Below are 19,298 nucleotides of genomic sequence, written 5' to 3'. Positions count from 1 at the left end.
AAATGCGCTGCAAGGATATCAGAAAGTTTAGTGAATTTCTGTGGTATCCCGTCATACTTCGCGCTGCTTTGCCACACCCTGAAACAAACGGGGTAACGTTACAATGACATTGACGCTAATAATGTAAAAAGGTTCTTTTTGATGGCCAATAATACCACTGGATTCACCCGAATTATCAAAGCTGCAGGCTATTCCTGGAAAGGTTTTCGCGCCGCATGGATCAATGAGGCGGCATTCCGCCAGGAAAGCGTTGCCGTACTGCTGGGCGTAGCTATCGCCTGCTGGCTGGACGTCGATGCGATTACTCGCGTGCTGTTGATTGGTTCCGTGATGCTGGTGATGATCGTTGAAATCCTCAACAGTGCGATTGAGGCGGTAGTTGACCGTATAGGCTCTGAGTATCACGAACTTTCCGGCCGGGCGAAAGATATGGGGTCGGCGGCGGTATTGTTGTCTATTTTTGTCGCTCTGATTACCTGGGGCATCCTGTTGTGGTCGCATTTGCGATAAGGATTCCACATCTTCATAAATCTCCTGCTTTTTGTGCAGTTTGCGGTTCCAAAATCACCTTTAGCTGTATATACTCACAGCATAACTGTATATACACCCAGGGGGCGGAATGAAAGCGTTAACGGCCAGGCAGCAAGAGGTGTTTGATCTCATTAGAGATCACATCAGCCAGACAGGTATGCCACCGACGCGTGCGGAGATCGCGCAGCGTTTGGGGTTCCGTTCCCCAAATGCCGCTGAAGAACATCTGAAAGCGCTGGCGCGTAAAGGTGTGCTGGAAATTGTCTCCGGCGCATCGCGCGGTATTAGACTGCTGCAGGAAGAAGAAGAGGGATTACCGCTTGTCGGTCGTGTGGCGGCAGGCGAGCCACTTCTGGCGCAGCAGCACATCGAAGGCCACTACCAGGTCGATCCCTCATTGTTCAAACCGAACGCCGATTTTCTGCTGCGCGTCAGCGGTATGTCGATGAAAGATATCGGTATTATGGACGGCGATTTGCTGGCGGTGCATAAAACTCAGGACGTGCGTAACGGACAGGTTGTTGTTGCCCGTATTGATGACGAAGTTACGGTTAAGCGCCTGAAAAAGCAGGGCAACAAGGTTGAACTTCTGCCAGAAAATAGCGAATTTAAACCTATCGTTGTCGACCTGCGTGAGCAAAGCTTCACCATTGAAGGGCTGGCGGTAGGTGTCATTCGTAACGGTGAATGGCTGTAATCATGTATTAATACTGTGGCGCATTCTGCGCCACAGTTAGTTTTCACTTCTTTTCATCAGGCTTTCCTGTATGCCTTTCTTTACCTCCTCTGATAAAGCACTCTGGCACCTCGCCTTACCGATGATCTTCTCCAATATCACCGTTCCCCTGCTGGGACTGGTGGACACCGCGGTGATTGGTCATCTGGATAGTCCGGTCTATCTTGGCGGTGTTGCGGTTGGTGCTACGGCAACCAGTTTTCTCTTTATGCTGCTGCTTTTTCTGCGCATGAGCACCACGGGTCTTACTGCCCAGGCATTTGGTGCGAAAAATCCACAGGCGCTGGCGCGCGCACTGGTGCAGCCGCTAATGCTGGCGCTGGGAGCGGGGTTGCTTATCGCACTGTTTCGTACGCCGATTATCGATGTAGCGCTGCATATTGTCGGGGGAAGTAAAGCGGTACTGGAACAAGCCCGGCGTTTCCTTGAAATTCGCTGGCTCAGCGCACCCGCCTCGCTGGCTAATCTGGTGCTGCTCGGCTGGCTGCTTGGCGTTCAGTATGCGCGTGCGCCGGTTATCCTGTTGATTGTTGGCAATATTCTTAACATTGTGCTCGATTTATGGCTGGTGATGGGCCTGCATATGAACGTGCAAGGTGCGGCACTGGCGACGGTGATTGCTGAATATGCCACCTTACTGATCGGCCTGATGATGGTGCGCAAAGTCCTGCATATGCGCGGAATATCGCTGGCAATGCTGAAGCAGGCGTGGCGTGGCAACTTCCGTCGTTTGCTGGCGCTTAACCGTGACATCATGTTGCGCTCGCTGCTGCTGCAGCTCTGTTTTGGCGCTATCACGGTGCTGGGTGCACGTCTGGGAGGCGATATTATTGCGGTTAATGCCGTTCTGATGACCCTGCTAACCTTTACCGCCTACGCGCTGGATGGATTTGCCTATGCCGTGGAAGCGCATTCGGGCCAGGCCTATGGGGCGCGAGATGGTAGCCAGTTACTGGACGTCTGGCGGGCGGCCTGTCGGCAGTCCGGTATTGTGGCTATTCTGTTTTCGCTGGTTTATGCCCTGTTTGGCGAGCAGATTGTTGCGCTACTGACCTCGCTGCCGCAAATCCAACTACTGGCCGATCGCTATCTCTTCTGGCAGGTGGTGTTACCGCTGGTGGGTGTCTGGTGTTATCTGCTCGACGGAATGTTTATTGGCGCGACACGGGCTGCAGAAATGCGCAACAGTATGGCCGTTGCCGCAGTGGGATTCGCCTTAACGCTCCTGACGTTGCCGTGGCTGGGAAATCATGGTTTGTGGCTGGCGTTAACCGTTTTCCTCGCGTTGCGCGGGCTGTCGCTGGCCTTTATCTGGCGGCGTCACTGGCGTAATGGAACCTGGTTTGCCTAATCTGGATGGTTAAAAATTCCGAATAGTAAATAAAACCCAGAATCACTGACTACACTTATTCTCACGTCCAGCAAAAACAGCATGTGTCTGGACATGGCACTCTCGCTATTCACAACCTAACGATGAGGACTTGATGATGAATAAAGACGAAGTCGGCGGCAACTGGAAGCAGTTTAAAGGTAAAGTGAAAGAGCAATGGGGCAAACTGACCGATGATGATATGACGGTCATTGAAGGTAAACGTGACCAACTGGTCGGTAAAGTCCAGGAGCGTTACGGTTACGCGAAAGATCAGGCGGAGAAAGAAGTTAACGATTGGGAAAAACGTAATGATTACCGCTGGTAATTAACCCCTCCCTCCTGAGAGTACAAGGATGTACGCTCTCCCGCTTACCTAGCGCCCCACTTTCTTCTTCACCTGAATCGTATGGTCATGCTGGCACTCGCCAGGATGGCGGCATGACTCAACTTCTACACAGGCCGGACACAGCCCGTGTGCTTCAATAACATTATGTCGCAGAGCAAAGCCCATTTTGGCCGCCAGCGTATGCATGATGTCTTCCACACCTTCTGCGCACTCTTCTTTTACCACACCACAGCGGTCACAAATGAACATCGCGGAACTGTGCGTTGGCTGATCGAACAGATGGCAAAGGACATAGCTGTTGGTGGATTCCACCTTATGCACAAACCCTTGTTCCAGCAGAAAATCGAGCGCACGATACACGGTTGGCGGCTTGGCCTGCGGCTCAGTTTCCCGCAACAGGTCGAGCAGGTCATAGGCGCTGATAGCCCCTTCCTGCAGGCTCATCAGGCGCAACACTTCGAGACGCTGTGGCGTAAGCCGCACGTTGCGTTGCGCACAGAGTTTTTCAGCTTGAGCCAATAACTCTTGCGTAGTGGTTTTGTCCATTTGGCGCCTCGATTTGCGTGGAAGGTTAATCCCTTACTTTAACATGTTCTGCTTAAAACGCCGAGATCCACCGCGGTGTGCTATACCTGACGCATCGCAATACTGGAAAATAACCATGAAAAGACCCGATTGTATTCGCCACTGGCGTGAGGTTGAGGGGGCTGATGACTCCACTTATCCCGACAGCGATGAGCTATTTGCTATTGGCGCGCCGCTTGCCCGCAAGTTGGGGTTAGGACGACTCGGCATTCATCATGAACGCCTGCCACCGGGTCGGCGCACGTCGTACCCGCACGCTGAAAGCGATGAGGAAGAGTTTATCTATGTGCTGGAAGGTTATCCTGAGGCCTGGATTAACGGGTATTTATGGAAGCTAGAGCCGGGCGACAGCGTCGGTTTCCCGGCAGGTACAGGCGTGTGCCATACCTTTATCAATAACACCAGTGAAGAGGTGCGTCTGTTAGTCGTGGGTGAGGCGAACAAAAAATATAACCGCATTTATTATCCGCTTAACCCGGTCTATGCCGCTACACGTGAGGATCGCTGGGTCGACCATCCGCCGCAGTTTTTCGGATCACACGACGGAAAACCGGGGCGTAAATAGCGTTCGTTGAGGGGCAGGGGGAGTGAGCCGCGAGGATGTGGCTCACTATCGTAACGGTCTATGCTATAGTAGCGCCCCTTTTTTAACCGGATGCTTGAATATTCGCCATGCTGCCTGAATCTCAGTCTACCGCTTTTCCCGCTCATCGTTTTTCTATCGCGCCGATGCTCGACTGGACGGACAGACACTGCCGCTACTTTTTGCGCTTACTGTCCAGCCAGACGTTGCTCTATACGGAGATGGTAACCACCGGCGCGATCATTCATGGTAAAGGCGATTATCTGGCGTATAGCGAAGAAGAGCATCCGGTCGCATTGCAACTGGGCGGGAGCGATCCTGCGGCGCTGGCGCAGTGCGCAAAGCTCGCTGAACAGCGGGGTTATGACGAAATCAATCTCAACGTGGGTTGTCCTTCCGACCGCGTGCAGAATGGCATGTTTGGCGCCTGCCTGATGGGGAATGCGCAACTGGTCGCCGATTGTGTCAAAGCAATGCGCGACGTGGTGTCGATTCCGGTAACGGTGAAAACGCGTATCGGCATTGATGATCAGGACAGCTACGAATTCCTGTGCGATTTCATCAACACGGTATCTGGCAACGGCGAATGTGAGATGTTTATTATTCACGCCCGCAAGGCCTGGCTATCCGGGTTAAGCCCGAAAGAAAACCGCGAGATCCCACCGCTGGATTATGACCGTGTTTATCAGCTAAAGCGTGATTTCCCGCATCTGACGATGTCGATCAACGGCGGCATTAAATCGCTGGAAGAAGCAAAAATTCATCTGCAACATATGGATGGCGTGATGGTGGGGCGTGAAGCTTACCAAAACCCAGGTATTCTGGCGTCCGTTGACCGTGAGATTTTTGCTGCTGCCACCGAAGATGCCGATCCAGTTGCCGTGGTGCGCGCCATGTACCCGTACATTGAGCGTGAACTGAGTAAGGGGACCTATTTGGGACATGTGACGCGCCATATGTTGGGGCTGTTTCAGGGGATCCCTGGGGCTCGTCAGTGGCGTCGCTATCTGAGCGAAAATGCGCATAAAGCCGGGGCAGATATTAACGTACTGGAGCACGCGCTGAAGCTGGTGGCAGACAAGCGTTAAGTTTTCACCAAAAGTTAGTTAATTTCACCACGCCCTGCGCTTTGTCGCGGGGCGTTTTCTTTATAAATCAATGCATTATTTTTGGCATGTTTCTTGTAAAGCAATGGAGAGAATTTCATTTCGGGAGAGAGCCATGCTGGAACTACTTTTTGTGATTGGATTTTTTATCATGCTGATGGTCACCGGCGTATCTTTACTGGGCGTTCTGGCTGCATTGGTCGTAGCCACCGCAGTGATGTTTCTGGGCGGACTATTTGCCTTGATGATTAAACTGTTGCCCTGGCTGCTACTGGCTGTTGCCGTGGTGTGGGTTATCAAGGCGATAAAAGCGCCAAAAGTCCCACAGTATCAGCGCAATAACCGTCGATTTTACTAAGGTATTGAGTGGTGCGTCACAACCTGCAACATTGCCTTTAGAACCAAATAGGAATTGATTATCAAATCTGTCACTATTGCCGGGTTAACGAATTCATCGAGCTGTACCCTACATACAGCCGAACTAAAAAAAGAAAGGGCTTCCCACGGGAAGCCCTAATTCTTTACTTCCCCGTCATAATTCAAACCGCAGGTGTGTTGGCTGCTTTCATTCACCCCAGTCACTTACTCCAGTAAGCTCCTGGGGATTCATTCAATTGCCGCCTTCCTGCAATTTGAATTATTTAGGGGAAGTCGAAGCATTATGGGATTAGCAAACTCGATCCCTGCGTTGCCCGGCTTTCCAGTACTTCATGAGCACGCTGTGCATCGTGCAGTGCGAACGTCTGACCAGGCGCGACATCCACTTTGATTACTCCGCTGGCAATTAGCGAGAATAGCTCATTGCTGGCTTCGGTTAATTCGCGGTGATTGGTGATATACCCCTGGAGTGAAGGACGGGTCACGTACAGCGAACCTTTCTGGTTCAGAATACCTAAGTTCACGCCAGTCACCGGCCCGGAAGCATTACCAAAGCTGACCATTAGTCCCCGGCGCTGTAAACAATCCAGCGAGGCTTCCCAGGTATCTTTCCCCACCGAGTCATACACCACCCGTACTTTTTTTCCGCCGGTTATCTCTTTCACTCGCTCAACTATGCTTTCTTCACGATAGTTAATGACCTGCCATGCGCCGGCCTGCAGCGCAATTTGCGCTTTTTGCGCACTGCCGACGGTACCAATCAGCTTCGCGCCCAATGCTTTTGCCCACTGGCAGGCAATCATCCCGACGCCGCCCGCAGCCGCGTGGAACAAAAACGGCTCATCAGGCTGAATTTCATAGGTTTTACGCAGCAGATAGAAAACGGTTAACCCTTTCAGGAATGAGGCTGCGGCTTGTTCAAATGAGATAGCGTTGGGTAGGATGGCGGCTTTATCGGCCGGAACGTTATGCACTGAGCTGTATGCACCAAGGGCAGACTGGGCGTACACCACGCGATCGCCAGCTTTAATGTGTGTCACTTTGCTGCCGACTTTGCTGACTACGCCGGCAGCTTCGGTACCCAGGCCGCTGGGCAGAGATGGCGGCGGATAAAGACCACTGCGGATGTAGGTGTCGATATAGTTGATCCCAATAGCTTTGTTCTCGACCTGGATTTCGTTTTCCGCCGGGTCTACGGGTGTAAACTCCACCGCCTTGAGTACATCAGGGCCACCATGCTTGTGAAATTCAATACGTGTTGCCATGCTTCCTCCAAAAGAAATGTGGTAATCTTTCGACCCAATCATTATCTCGGTAACTCCATTCACTATGGCAGGAAATAAACCCTTCAACAAACAACAGACTGATGCTCGTGAGCGCGATCCCCAGGTCGCCGGGCTGAAAGTACCGCCGCACTCGATTGAAGCGGAACAGTCGGTGTTGGGCGGTTTAATGCTGGATAACGAACGCTGGGACGATGTCGCCGAGCGTGTGGTGGCGGAAGATTTTTATACCCGGCCGCACCGGCATATCTTTACGGAAATGCATCGCCTGCAGGAGATGGGGAAACCCATCGATCTGATCACACTGGCAGAGTCGCTGGAGGTTCAGGGACAACTGGATAGCGTCGGCGGTTTCGCTTACCTGGCTGAGTTATCTAAAAATACGCCAAGTGCGGCGAATATTAGCGCTTATGCGGATATCGTCCGCGAACGTGCTGTTGTTCGTGACATGATTTCGGTTGCGAACGAAATCGCGGAAGCCGGGTTTGATCCGCAAGGCCGTTCCAGTGAAGATCTGTTGGACCTTGCTGAATCCCGTGTCTTTAAAATCGCGGAAAGCCGCGCAAATAAAGACGAAGGGCCGAAAAATATTACTGATGTGCTCGACGCCACCGTCGCGCGTATTGAGCAGCTGTTCCAGCAGCCGCACGACGGCGTCACCGGGGTGAACACCGGTTATGACGACCTCAATAAAAAGACGGCTGGTTTGCAGCCGTCAGACTTAATTATCGTCGCCGCGCGTCCGTCGATGGGTAAAACAACATTTGCGATGAACCTCGTCGAAAATGCGGCGATGTTGCAGGATAAGCCGGTTCTTATCTTTAGTCTTGAAATGCCCTCGGAACAGATCATGATGCGTTCCCTGGCCTCGCTCTCACGCGTAGACCAAACCAAAATCCGTACCGGTCAACTGGATGATGAGGACTGGGCACGAATTTCCGGAACAATGGGTATTTTGCTGGAGAAACGAAACATCTATATTGATGATTCCTCCGGCCTGACGCCAACGGAAGTGCGCTCGCGTGCCCGTCGTATCGCCCGTGAACATGGCGGTATCGGACTTATCATGATCGACTACCTGCAGCTGATGCGCGTGCCGTCGCTCTCCGACAACCGTACGCTGGAAATTGCAGAAATCTCCCGCTCGCTGAAAGCGTTAGCGAAAGAATTGCATGTGCCGGTGGTGGCGCTGTCGCAGCTTAACCGCTCTCTGGAACAACGCGCCGACAAGCGTCCGGTTAACTCGGATCTGCGTGAATCCGGCTCCATCGAACAGGATGCCGACTTAATCATGTTTATCTATCGTGATGAGGTTTATCACGAAAACAGTGACTTAAAAGGCATCGCCGAAATTATTATTGGTAAGCAGCGTAACGGTCCGATCGGTACGGTGCGCCTGACGTTTAACGGACAGTGGTCCCGCTTCGACAACTATGCCGGTCCTCAATATGATGATGAGTAATTTCTAAGGAATACAAATGCAAGCGGCAACTGTAGTCATTAACCGCCGCGCTCTGCGACACAACCTGCAACGTCTGCGTGAACTGGCCCCTGCCAGTAAACTGGTTGCGGTCGTGAAAGCGAACGCCTACGGCCATGGTCTGTTAGAGACCGCGCGAACGCTCCCCGATGCGGACGCTTTTGGTGTCGCTCGTCTTGAAGAAGCCCTGCGGTTGCGAGCGGGAGGGATCACTCAGCCCATCCTGCTGCTGGAGGGATTTTTTGATGCCTCCGATCTGCCGACTATTTCCGCGCAGCGTCTGCATACAGCCGTCCATAACCAGGAGCAGCTCGAAGCCCTGGAAGCCGCTAATCTGGTTGAACCCGTTACCGTCTGGATGAAGCTCGATACCGGTATGCACCGCCTGGGCGTACGCCCTGAGCAGGCCGAGGCGTTTTATCAGCGCCTAACGCAATGTGAAAATGTGCGCCAGCCGGTCAATATCGTCAGCCATTTTGCGCGCGCAGACGAACCTGAATGCGGTGCGACCGAAAAACAGCTCGATATCTTCAACAGCTTTTGCGAGGGCAAACCTGGGCAGCGTTCGATTGCCGCATCGGGCGGTATTCTGCTGTGGCCACAGTCTCACTTCGACTGGGCGCGTCCGGGACTGATTCTGTATGGTGTGTCGCCACTGGAAAACCACTCCATCGGTGCTGATTTTGGCTGCCAGCCGGTGATGTCGCTGACCTCCAGCCTGATTGCGGTGCGTGAGCACAAAGCGGGCGAGCCGGTTGGTTATGGTGGTACCTGGTTGAGCGAGCGCGACACGCGTCTGGGCGTGGTGGCAATGGGCTATGGTGATGGTTATCCGCGCGCGGCGCCGTCTGGGACGCCGGTACTGGTCAATGGCCGTGAAGTGCCGATCGTCGGTCGCGTTGCGATGGATATGATCTGCGTCGATTTAGGCCCCGAAGCGCAGGATAAAGCCGGCGATTCGGTGATTCTGTGGGGTGAGGGACTGCCCGTTGAACGCATTGCTGAAATGACGAAAGTAAGTGCTTACGAACTTATTACGCGCCTGACCTCAAGGGTGGCGATGAAGTATATCGATTAGCAGAATGATGTGCTGGACAGGCGGTTACGCCGCCTTCCGGCAATATTACCCTCAACATCCTCTCGATCTTCTCCCGCTTCCGGTTTATTGTGTTCTTAACCCTTGCCTGTAAACCTGGAGAACCACACGTGTTTCAAAAAGTTGACGCCTACGCCGGCGACCCGATTTTATCGCTCATGGAGCGCTTCAAAGAAGATTCACGTAGCGACAAAGTGAACCTCAGCATCGGCCTGTATTACAACGAAGACGGAATTATTCCTCAGCTTAAAGCGGTGGCGGAAGCGGAAGCTCGACTTAATGCCAAACCGCATGGTGCTTCGCTGTATCTGCCGATGGAAGGTCTGAACACGTATCGTCATACTATTGCGCCGCTGCTGTTTGGCGCAGATCATCCGGTTCTCCAGCAGCAGCGCGTCGCAACTATTCAGACGCTGGGCGGCTCCGGTGCGTTAAAGGTTGGCGCAGACTTCCTGAAACGCTATTTCTCTGATTCTGGCGTATGGGTCAGCGATCCGACCTGGGAAAACCATATCGCGATTTTTGAGGGGGCTGGATTCGAAGTAAGCACTTACCCATGGTATGACGACACGACTAACGGCGTGCGTTTCAACGACCTGCTGGCAACGCTGAATACCTTACCGGCGCGCAGCATCGTGCTGCTGCATCCGTGCTGCCATAACCCGACGGGCGCGGATTTAACGCCTGCGCAGTGGGATAGCGTTATTGAGATCCTGAAAGCACGCGATTTGATTCCGTTCCTGGACATTGCTTACCAGGGCTTCGGTGGTGGAATAGAAGACGACGCCTATGCGATTCGCGCCATTGCCAGCGCCGGTTTGCCCGCTCTGGTCAGTAACTCATTCTCGAAGATTTTCTCCTTGTACGGCGAGCGTGTCGGCGGACTGTCTGTCGTATGTGAAGATGCTGATACCGCCAGCCGCGTTCTGGGGCAGCTAAAAGCGACGGTGCGTCGTAACTACTCCAGCCCGCCAAACTTTGGTGCGCAGGTAGTTGCCGCGGTACTGGGTGATGACGCACTGAAAGCCAGTTGGCTGGCAGAAGTCGAAGAGATGCGTACCCGCATTCTGGCGATGCGTCAGGAGCTGGTTAACGTATTGAATGCAGAGATCCCGGGCCGTAACTTTGACTACCTGTTGCAACAGCGCGGTATGTTCAGCTATACCGGGCTTAGCGCAGCCCAGGTTGATCGCCTGCGCGATGAGTTCGGTGTGTACCTGATTGCCAGCGGTCGCATGTGCGTAGCTGGGTTGAATCACGGTAACGTGCAGCGCGTGGCAAAGGCATTTGCCGCCGTCATGTAACCGGCTTTGTATATTGCCGGATGGCGGCGTAAATGCCTTATCCGGCCTACAAAGGTATATAGATTTTCGTTTGGAGGCCTGATAAGCGTCGTGCTATCAGGCACGTTTTCCTGTGTGATCGTGCTCCTTTTCCAGAGCAAAACCAGAGAAAATCCTTCCTTTCCCTCCCCCTAAGGGGTAAGGTCAGATAGTTTTTTGACCAGTTGTTAATAAAAAAATGATAACTAACTGACTACTTAGGGAAAAATATGCGCAAGTTTACGTTGGCACTGAGTGCCGTTTGTTTATTGTTCACGCTAAATCAGCCAGCCCAGGCACTCGTTTCTTCTCCCTCTCAGCTCAATCCAGGCACCAATGTTGCAAAGCTCGCTGAGCAGGCTCCCATTCACTGGGTCTCCGTGGCACAAATTGAAAACAGCCTGACCGGACGTCCGCCGATGGCGGTCGGGTTTGATATCGATGACACTGTCCTCTTTTCCAGCCCAGGCTTCTGGCGCGGTAAAAAAACGTATTCTCCGGACAGTGAGGATTACCTGAAGAATCCGGCCTTCTGGGAAAAAATGAATAACGGCTGGGACGAGTTCAGTATTCCAAAAGAAGTCGCGCGCCAGCTAATTGATATGCATGTGCGTCGTGGTGACAGCATCTTTTTCGTGACCGGGCGTAGCCAGACGAAGACTGAAACGGTGTCGAAAACGTTGTCTGATAACTTTCACATCCCGGCAGGCAATATGAATCCGGTCATTTTTGCCGGCGATAAGCCGGGCCAGAACACCAAAACGCAGTGGTTACAGGATAAAAATATCCGCATGTTTTACGGTGACTCCGATAATGACATCACTGCCGCTCGCGACGTGGGCATTCGTGGTATTCGCATTTTGCGCGCCTCTAACTCCACTTATAAGCCGCTGCCACAGGCCGGTGCGTTTGGTGAAGAGGTGATCGTCAACTCGGAATATTGAGGACACTGGCTGCGGATTGCTGTTTTTTTAAACAAATTTACATTGCTGGCTTTTACCTTTTGCGGACTTGCTGCACACTGAATAAATGATGTTCTCATTAGGCAATATGCTGGTAAGGGGAATAAAGATGACGAATTCGGAGTTGCTGCAATACTGCATGGCAAAAATGGGCGCGGAGCAGAGCGTTCACAGTGACTGGAAGGCCACGCAAATCAAAGTCGAAGATGTGCTTTTTGCCATGGTAAAAGAGGTGGAAGAACGCCCGGCGGTGTCTCTGAAAACCAGCCCAGAACTGGCAGAGTTGTTGCGCCAGCAGCATAGCGATGTTCGGCCAAGCAGGCATCTCAATAAGGCGCACTGGAGTACGGTGTATCTGGACGGCTCGCTACCGGATTCACAGATTTATTATCTGGTTGACGCCTCTTATCAGCAGGCTGTGAACACGCTGCCTGCTGATAAACGGCGGATACTGACGCAGCCCTGAACGGTCTTGTTAAGCGTAGCGCCATCAGGTACAACCGTTGCCTGATGCGGCGCAAGCGCCTTATCAGGCCTACAAGCTTTACGCCTGTTCTGTGGGCCTGATAAGTGTTGCGTAATTACAACAGTGGTTTGAGGAAACGTGCCGTGTGTGAGGCTTCACACTCAGCGACTGTTTCTGGTGTGCCGGAGACAAGAATTTCGCCGCCTCCGCTGCCACCTTCCGGACCGAGATCGACAATCCAGTCAGCGGTCTTAATCACGTCCAGATTGTGCTCAATCACCACGATGGTGTTGCCCTGATCCCGGAGCTGATGCAGCACGTCCAACAGTTGCTGAATATCCGCAAAATGCAGACCGGTGGTCGGCTCATCGAGAATATACAGCGTTTGCCCAGTACCGCGTTTTGACAGTTCGCGCGCCAGCTTCACGCGCTGCGCCTCGCCGCCCGAGAGTGTGGTAGCGGACTGACCCAGTCGGATGTACGTCAGGCCAACGTCCATTAGTGTTTGCAGCTTACGCGCCAGCGCCGGAACGGCATCGAAGAACTCGCGTGCTTCTTCAATCGTCATATCCAACACTTCGTGGATAGTCTTGCCTTTGTACTTAATCTCCAGCGTTTCGCGGTTATAGCGCTTGCCTTTACATTGATCGCACGGCACGTAGATATCCGGCAGGAAGTGCATTTCGACTTTGATCACGCCGTCGCCCTGACAGGCTTCACAGCGTCCGCCGCGGACGTTAAAGCTGAAACGCCCTGGGGTGTAACCGCGTGCACGTGACTCCGGCACGCCGGCAAACAGTTCGCGCACCGGCGTAAATACCCCGGTGTAGGTCGCAGGGTTAGAACGCGGCGTACGGCCAATCGGGCTTTGGTCAATATCGATGACTTTGTCGAAATGTTCCAGACCCTGAACATCGCGATACGGCGCAGGTTCCGCCAGCGTCGCACCGTTCAGCGCCGTCTGCGCAATTGGGAACAGAGTATCGTTAATCAGCGTCGATTTACCCGAACCTGAAACCCCGGTAATGCAGGTAAATAAACCTACCGGCAGCGTCAGGGTGACATCTTTCAGGTTGTTGCCGCGTGCGCCGGTGAGCTTCAGCACTTTCTCTGGGTCAGCCGCAACGCGCTGTTTAGGCACTTCAATCTTGCGCTTACCGCTCATGTACTGGCCGGTCAGCGACTCAGGCACTGCCATGATGTCGTCGAGCGTCCCTTCGGCGACGACCTGACCACCGTGAACACCCGCGCCGGGGCCGATATCGATAACGTGGTCAGCGGCGCGAATCGCATCTTCATCGTGCTCGACTACAATGACGGTATTACCCAGATTACGCAGGTGGATAAGCGTACCCAGCAGACGCTCGTTATCGCGCTGATGCAAACCGATAGACGGTTCATCCAGCACGTACATTACACCGACCAGACCCGCGCCGATCTGGCTTGCCAGACGAATACGCTGGGCCTCTCCGCCGGATAGCGTTTCCGCCGACCGCGATAGCGTCAGGTAGTTGAGGCCGACGTTGACCAGGAACTTCAGACGATCGCCAATCTCTTTAAGAATTTTCTCGGCAATCTTCGCCCGCTGACCCGCAAGCTTCAGATTGTTGAAGAAATCCATTGCATGACCGATGCTCATGTCAGAAATTGCAGGCAGCGGCGTATTTTCAACAAATACGTGGCGGGCCTCGCGACGTAAACGCGTCCCTTCACAGCTGGCGCACGGTCGGTTACTGATGAATTTGGCTAATTCTTCGCGTACCGCACTGGATTCCGTCTCTTTATAACGGCGCTCCATATTGTGCAGCACACCTTCAAACGGGTGACGACGTACGGAAGTATCGCCGCGATCGTTCATGTATTTGAATTCGATATTTTCTTTACCCGAACCGTACAGCACCACTTTATGCACGGTAGGGCTCAGGCTGGCCCATGGGGCTTCAACGTCGAATTGATAGTGTTCAGCCAGAGACTTAAGCATCTGGAAATAATAGAAGTTACGGCGATCCCAACCACGAATAGCACCACCAGCCAGCGACAGTTCCGGGTTTTGAATCACCCGGTCAGGATCGAAATACTGCTGCACGCCGAGACCGTCACAGGTTGGGCATGCACCCGCCGGGTTGTTGAACGAGAACAGGCGGGGTTCCAGTTCGCGCATACTGTAGCCGCAAATCGGGCAGGCGAAGTTGGCGGAGAACAGAAGCTCTTCCGCTTTCGGGTCGTCCATATCGGCGACCACCGCCGTACCACCGGACAGTTCCAGCGCAGTTTCAAAGGATTCAGCCAGTCGCTGAGTGAGGTCGTCGCGTACTTTAAAGCGGTCAATCACCACTTCAATAGTGTGTTTCTTTTGCAGCTCAAGCTTGGGCGGATCAGAAAGGTCACACACTTCGCCGTCGATACGGGCGCGGATATAGCCCTGGCCCGCCAGGTTTTCCAGCGTTTTGGTGTGCTCGCCTTTACGCTCCTTAATTACCGGCGCCAGCAGCATCAGACGTTTGCCTTCCGGCTGCGACAGGACGTTGTCCACCATCTGGCTAACGGTCTGCGCTGCCAGGGGAACGTCGTGATCCGGACAGCGCGGCTCGCCAACGCGGGCAAACAGCAGACGCAGATAGTCGTGAATTTCGGTAATTGTACCTACCGTGGATCGCGGGTTATGGGACGTCGATTTTTGTTCAATTGAGATGGCAGGAGAGAGCCCCTCAATGTGGTCGACATCCGGTTTTTCCATCAGCGACAGAAATTGACGCGCGTACGCGGAAAGGGATTCAACGTAACGACGCTGCCCTTCGGCATATAAGGTGTCGAAAGCGAGCGAAGATTTGCCTGAGCCCGAAAGCCCGGTGACGACAATCAGCTTGTCGCGCGGGATGACGAGGTTGATGTTTTTGAGATTATGGGTGCGGGCGCCCCGAACTTCGATCTTATCCATTCATCTTTCCCGGATTAAACGCTTTTTTGCCTGGCTGCATGGTGCTACCGGCGATCACAAACGGTTAATTATGACACAACCTGACCTGAATGGATATACAGTATTGGAATGCAAAACGCATGTTCCTGTGCAACAATGTCTGGCGGGGGTTGTTTACTGGAATCAACTTCGCAACGTAGTAAAAGCGCTATTGGAAATGCTACAATCCCGCGCTTACACTTATTCAGTAACGTTTTTCAGGAGACACGATCATGGCCAGCAGAGGCGTAAACAAGGTGATTCTCGTCGGTAATCTGGGCCAGGACCCGGAAGTACGCTATATGCCGAATGGTGGCGCAGTTGCCAACATTACGCTGGCTACTTCCGAATCCTGGCGTGATAAAGCGACCGGTGAAATGAAAGAGCAGACTGAATGGCACCGCGTTGTGCTGTTTGGCAAACTGGCGGAAGTGGCCAGTGAATATCTGCGTAAAGGTTCCCAGGTCTATATCGAAGGTCAGCTGCGTACCCGCAAATGGACCGATCAGTCCGGCGTAGAAAAGTACACCACTGAGGTTGTTGTTAACGTTGGCGGCACCATGCAAATGCTGGGCGGTCGTCAGGGCGGTGGTGCTCCGGCAGGTGGCGGCCAGCAGCAGGGTGGTTGGGGTCAGCCTCAGCAGCCGCAGGGCGGCAATCAGTTCAGCGGCGGCGCGCAGTCTCGTCCGCAGCAGTCCGCTCCGGCAGCGCCGTCTAACGAACCGCCGATGGATTTCGACGACGATATTCCGTTCTAAGATAGCTGAACGCATTAACGTTCTAATGTAAAAAAACCCCGTTGCGACGGGGTTTTTTTACATCTCTTATTCAGAATTAATTATTCGGTATTTTCTGGTTTATCATCGCAGCTTTATTATTCATTTAATACGAACTGATTTACGCTAATATTCGATAATATTTATTGATTGTTACAGGGAATGAAAATCAATGTAGGTATTACCGAATGATAACATTAAAAATGACGATAATAACTAATGGATTTATATTGCACTTTTGATTTTTTCAGTTTGAGATAGTTTTTGGAGAGCAATATTAAATTAATTTAAAGAAAAAAATGTAATTTGCTGTGTGGTAAATATTGACAAATTAATGCATGGCTTTAAATAATGCTTTTAGCTTATCAATTCTTCATTAATGAAAATATATTTATTATTGGCTGCTTTTTATTGGTGGGGTGTTAATAAGTGCGTTGGTAAACTATTTGTTATGGAGCTTACTATGTATCACAGGAAGATAAACCCGAAAGCAATAATACCTTTTACACTATCATTTACCGCAGCGCAGTTGGTTTGCGCCGGATTTGCGAGTGCAAAAAACTATGAACTAAATTATATAGATGTTAATGGTGGTCAGGAAGGGATCATCATTCAGGATACGATTGCAGATGATAAAAGCTATGATATCACGGTAAATATTGATAACCCTGTGCGAGGTGAAGGTAATGGCCTTGAGGTGAAGATTGGCAGTATCACCAAAGCCCAGGCGGGAGATTATCAAATTGGCAATTACAACGTGAATATTAGCGGAACTACGCAACAGGAACACCGCGCCGGTCTGGCCTTTTTTGGCTTATCCGCCGAAGGTCAGGACACCAACGTCACCGTCGATAACTTTAGCCTGAAAAACACTTTCTTAATTGGCTCTAAGTATACACATAACAATACTGCGTTGTATGCGGGAAGCGGTGCGGATATCACTGTAAACGGTAATGTGTACATTCGTTCAGAGGTTGAACACAGCAACGAGGGGAAAGACGCCACGCTGGCAAATAATGGAGTCTATGCGCGCGGTGCAGGTTCAACTATTACAGCTAACGGTGGCGATGTTTACATTAATACATACGCCAGTAATTTCAAAGAACTGCTGGAGAACAATAGTGGTTATCCTGATGGCTCATCAAAAAGTGATGCAGTTAGTGCTAAAGATGGTGGTGTCGTAAATATTAATCAGTCAGGTGAGCACAAGGTTAATTTGTTAGGAAATATCGACTTCGGCGATAAAATATATGCTAATACCAGCCAGATGAATATTACTCTCAATGGTGCAGAGTCATTCTGGCATGGGCATGAAGCGAACTTCCTGGAAACTGCCAGCGGTAAATGGGCGGGAGATTTGAATCTGACGCTGATGAATAATGCTTACTGGATCCCGGATGGCAAAGACGCTCAGATCAGCGCCATTACCTTGCAAGACGGCGGGACGATAAACCTGCATGGTTTTAACCTGCATACCAATCAGAGTATCAACGAAACCGTGAAGATTCACGATCTGAAAGGCAACAACGGTATTTTCCTGATTGATGTAAATACAAATAAAACCGATGAGCAGCGGCGTAATGGGAGCGACTTTATCGAGGTCGTTAAGAGTAGCGCGGGGGGAACTCATGCCATTGAGGCGTTAAATATTAATAAGCTCAGCAATCTGCAAGAAGATATCTGGGTTGCCGATGCCGCCAGCAATGTGACGTTCGCAGCGTACGATAAAATCGATATCACTAACGAGTATGTATACGACTATAAACCGCTACTGCGTTCTGATATTCGGGAAGGCGATCCGGTAAGCCAGTATGGCACAAACTGGTATATCACGGGGGTTTCAACGAAAGCCAGTGCGGGTAGCAACACCGCAATTGCCAATGCTGGGTTAAACTACGCGGCGGCCACCGCCCGTCTCGAAATCGACAGCCTGAATAAGCGTTTAGGGGAATTACGCCAGAACCAACAGCAAAATGGTCTGTGGATACGCTATAAAGGCGGCGAAATGGAAAGCGATAATGGCAGCTACTTCAAAAACCTGTACAGCTTCTGGCAACTTGGTTATGACAATAAAGAAGAAGGTGAACAATCAGTCTGGACGCGAGGCATTGCGGCGCATTACATGAGAGGTAACGCTGACTTTACTTATGGCACGGGTGATAACAAGAGCTACGGTGGTTCACTTTATGCTGCATGGAACCGTCCGGAGAAACAGGACTACCTGGATCTGGTGCTGAAATATAGCCGCCATGAGAGTGATTTTAACTACCGAAATGTGTACGGCAATATGGGGGTGGCGGATAGCAGTACGTGGTCAATTAGCGCCAGCGCAGAATACGGTCGTGAGTTTAGTCTGGGAGAATCCTCTTTCATCGAACCGCAAGCGCAGCTCGTGTATACCCGGTTGGATGAGGCTCGTTATACCACCAGCAGCGGACTACGGGTTCGTCAGAATGATATCGATAGCGTGATCGGTCGTGTCGGATTGCGAGGAGGTTATCGATTTGAAGAACGCCCGGACAGCGACATTTATGTGAAGCTGGATCTGCTGCATGAGTTTGCCGGCGATCGTGATGTCACTGTGTGGGGTAAAGACGCGTCCATGACGGTTCGCGAGGGAGGAAGTGACTCGTGGATTAACTACGGTATTGGTACCAATATCCACCTCACTCAGAACAATAACTCCCGACTGTATGTTGACCTGGAAAGATCGGCTGGAGGCGACATTGATATGAACTGGCAGGTGAACGCAGGGTTCCGTATGGAGTGGTAAACGGTTACCGGAACGTCAGTAGAATCGTTATTGCTTAAAACCGTGTCCGACCGGGTATATTCTGGTCGGACACACTGTTGTTATCAGTTCAACACCATCGGCCATTCTGGCGGTGTGTGGCTCATCACTTCGACCATCACGGTTTCAATGTTCTTCCAGATAGTAGACATATCCACCAGGGTTATGCCGAGCAATCCAGTCGCAAACCAGCAGGCAAAAACCAGCCCCAAACCGCTGCTAATGACGGCCAGGCCAATATAATCTGATTTACGAAAACGGATATTGAGCGTACTGGCTAAAAACATCAGCACTGCACTGAGTAATTGCCACCGCAGAAGAACCACGCCAGTTGTTATCGTTGCCATGAAAAACGTCCTCAGAAAGTCTGGATGCCCAGGACAGCGCGGGGGTGTTCACCGAGGGTGTAGTACTCTGGCTATCGACGGGCAATAACATGAATGAAACATTGTTTCTGTTACATGATTTTTGTGAACTATATCACAAGTGCTCGTTTGTTCACCAGTACTGGACGTTATTTTTACAGGAA

18 protein-coding genes are annotated in these 19,298 nt (G+C 51.7%); 14 read left to right on the top strand and 4 right to left on the bottom strand.

Annotation, left to right across the window (positions count from 1 at the left end):
- Positions 1-141 precede the first annotated feature (141 nt).
- The 4 genes from OGV89_RS00450 to OGV89_RS00435 all read left to right on the top strand — a co-directional run bounded on the left by OGV89_RS00450 (position 142) and on the right by OGV89_RS00435 (position 2,964).
- Positions 142-510, top strand: coding sequence for a diacylglycerol kinase (locus tag OGV89_RS00450; protein ID WP_003826594.1), 369 nt, complete (start codon positions 142-144; stop codon positions 508-510).
- A 109-nt stretch (positions 511-619) separates the two neighbouring features.
- On the top strand, positions 620-1,228 hold the full coding sequence (gene lexA, locus OGV89_RS00445) for a transcriptional repressor LexA (RefSeq protein WP_003031703.1): 609 nt from the start codon (positions 620-622) through the stop codon (positions 1,226-1,228).
- Positions 1,229-1,298: 70 nt separating this feature from the next.
- Complete coding sequence (gene dinF / locus OGV89_RS00440; RefSeq protein WP_003841363.1) at positions 1,299-2,618, top strand: MATE family efflux transporter DinF; 1,320 nt, start codon at positions 1,299-1,301, stop codon at positions 2,616-2,618.
- Positions 2,619-2,754: 136 nt separating this feature from the next.
- Entirely contained in the window at positions 2,755-2,964 is a 210-nt protein-coding gene (locus OGV89_RS00435) for a CsbD family protein (protein WP_003031706.1), read from the top strand.
- Positions 2,965-3,012: 48 nt separating this feature from the next.
- On the opposite strand, the gene zur is transcribed toward OGV89_RS00435, so the two are convergent.
- Positions 3,013-3,531, bottom strand: coding sequence for a zinc uptake transcriptional repressor Zur (gene zur / locus OGV89_RS00430; protein ID WP_003031709.1), 519 nt, complete (start codon positions 3,529-3,531; stop codon positions 3,013-3,015).
- A 115-nt stretch (positions 3,532-3,646) separates the two neighbouring features.
- Here zur and OGV89_RS00425 point away from each other — a divergent pair, with 115 nt between their 5' ends.
- From OGV89_RS00425 to pspG, 3 genes are all read left to right on the top strand, one after another.
- Entirely contained in the window at positions 3,647-4,135 is a 489-nt protein-coding gene (locus OGV89_RS00425; protein ID WP_003031710.1) for a cupin domain-containing protein, read from the top strand.
- A 107-nt stretch (positions 4,136-4,242) separates the two neighbouring features.
- Positions 4,243-5,241 carry a tRNA dihydrouridine(20/20a) synthase DusA gene (dusA, locus tag OGV89_RS00420; RefSeq protein WP_003841361.1) on the top strand — a complete coding sequence of 333 codons (999 nt, stop codon included), beginning with the start codon at positions 4,243-4,245 and terminating at the stop codon, positions 5,239-5,241.
- Positions 5,242-5,374: 133 nt separating this feature from the next.
- Entirely contained in the window at positions 5,375-5,617 is a 243-nt protein-coding gene (gene pspG, locus OGV89_RS00415; RefSeq protein WP_003031713.1) for an envelope stress response protein PspG, read from the top strand.
- A gap of 301 nt (positions 5,618-5,918) precedes the next feature.
- Here pspG and OGV89_RS00410 read toward each other — a convergent pair whose 3' ends face one another.
- Positions 5,919-6,902 (bottom strand): quinone oxidoreductase, encoded by a 984-nt coding sequence (locus OGV89_RS00410; RefSeq protein ID WP_003841359.1) that lies wholly within the window; start codon positions 6,900-6,902, stop codon positions 5,919-5,921.
- Between the two features lie 64 nt (positions 6,903-6,966).
- Between OGV89_RS00410 and dnaB the strand changes: the two genes are divergently transcribed.
- From dnaB to OGV89_RS00385, 5 genes are all read left to right on the top strand, one after another.
- The gene (gene dnaB, locus OGV89_RS00405; protein WP_003826610.1) at positions 6,967-8,382 is read left to right on the top strand and encodes a replicative DNA helicase; all 1,416 of its coding nucleotides are present in this window, start codon (positions 6,967-6,969) and stop codon (positions 8,380-8,382) included.
- A 16-nt stretch (positions 8,383-8,398) separates the two neighbouring features.
- A complete protein-coding gene (gene alr / locus OGV89_RS00400) occupies positions 8,399-9,478 on the top strand; it encodes an alanine racemase (protein WP_003844721.1) in 1,080 nt (359 codons plus the stop codon).
- Between the two features lie 128 nt (positions 9,479-9,606).
- Positions 9,607-10,800 carry an aromatic amino acid transaminase gene (gene tyrB, locus OGV89_RS00395; RefSeq protein ID WP_200003219.1) on the top strand — a complete coding sequence of 398 codons (1,194 nt, stop codon included), beginning with the start codon at positions 9,607-9,609 and terminating at the stop codon, positions 10,798-10,800.
- Positions 10,801-11,048: 248 nt separating this feature from the next.
- Positions 11,049-11,762: an acid phosphatase AphA gene (gene aphA / locus OGV89_RS00390; protein ID WP_003826615.1), complete on the top strand. Its 714-nt coding sequence runs from the start codon at positions 11,049-11,051 to the stop codon at positions 11,760-11,762.
- A gap of 127 nt (positions 11,763-11,889) precedes the next feature.
- Entirely contained in the window at positions 11,890-12,246 is a 357-nt protein-coding gene (locus OGV89_RS00385) for an MmcQ/YjbR family DNA-binding protein (protein ID WP_003031719.1), read from the top strand.
- Between the two features lie 115 nt (positions 12,247-12,361).
- Here the strand turns inward: OGV89_RS00385 and uvrA are convergent, their stop codons facing one another.
- Positions 12,362-15,184 (bottom strand): excinuclease ABC subunit UvrA, encoded by a 2,823-nt coding sequence (gene uvrA, locus OGV89_RS00380; RefSeq protein WP_106902790.1) that lies wholly within the window; start codon positions 15,182-15,184, stop codon positions 12,362-12,364.
- 251 nt (positions 15,185-15,435) lie between these two features.
- On the opposite strand from uvrA, the gene ssb1 reads away from it, so the two are divergent.
- Both ssb1 and OGV89_RS00370 read left to right on the top strand, forming a co-directional pair.
- Positions 15,436-15,960 carry a single-stranded DNA-binding protein SSB1 gene (ssb1, locus tag OGV89_RS00375; protein WP_003826621.1) on the top strand — a complete coding sequence of 175 codons (525 nt, stop codon included), beginning with the start codon at positions 15,436-15,438 and terminating at the stop codon, positions 15,958-15,960.
- A 481-nt stretch (positions 15,961-16,441) separates the two neighbouring features.
- On the top strand, positions 16,442-18,751 hold the full coding sequence (locus OGV89_RS00370) for an autotransporter family protein (RefSeq protein WP_003844729.1): 2,310 nt from the start codon (positions 16,442-16,444) through the stop codon (positions 18,749-18,751).
- An 83-nt stretch (positions 18,752-18,834) separates the two neighbouring features.
- Here OGV89_RS00370 and OGV89_RS00365 read toward each other — a convergent pair whose 3' ends face one another.
- The gene (locus tag OGV89_RS00365) at positions 18,835-19,116 is read right to left on the bottom strand and encodes a YjcB family protein (protein WP_003844730.1); all 282 of its coding nucleotides are present in this window, start codon (positions 19,114-19,116) and stop codon (positions 18,835-18,837) included.
- Positions 19,117-19,298 lie beyond the last annotated feature (182 nt).

It is taken from the genome of Citrobacter sp. Cf125 (assembly GCF_030333935.1).
Classification (GTDB): Bacteria; Pseudomonadota; Gammaproteobacteria; order Enterobacterales; family Enterobacteriaceae; genus Citrobacter; species Citrobacter freundii.
The sequence above is the reverse complement of the archived record's forward strand: the minus strand, read 5'-3'. Positions and strand labels throughout refer to the sequence as shown.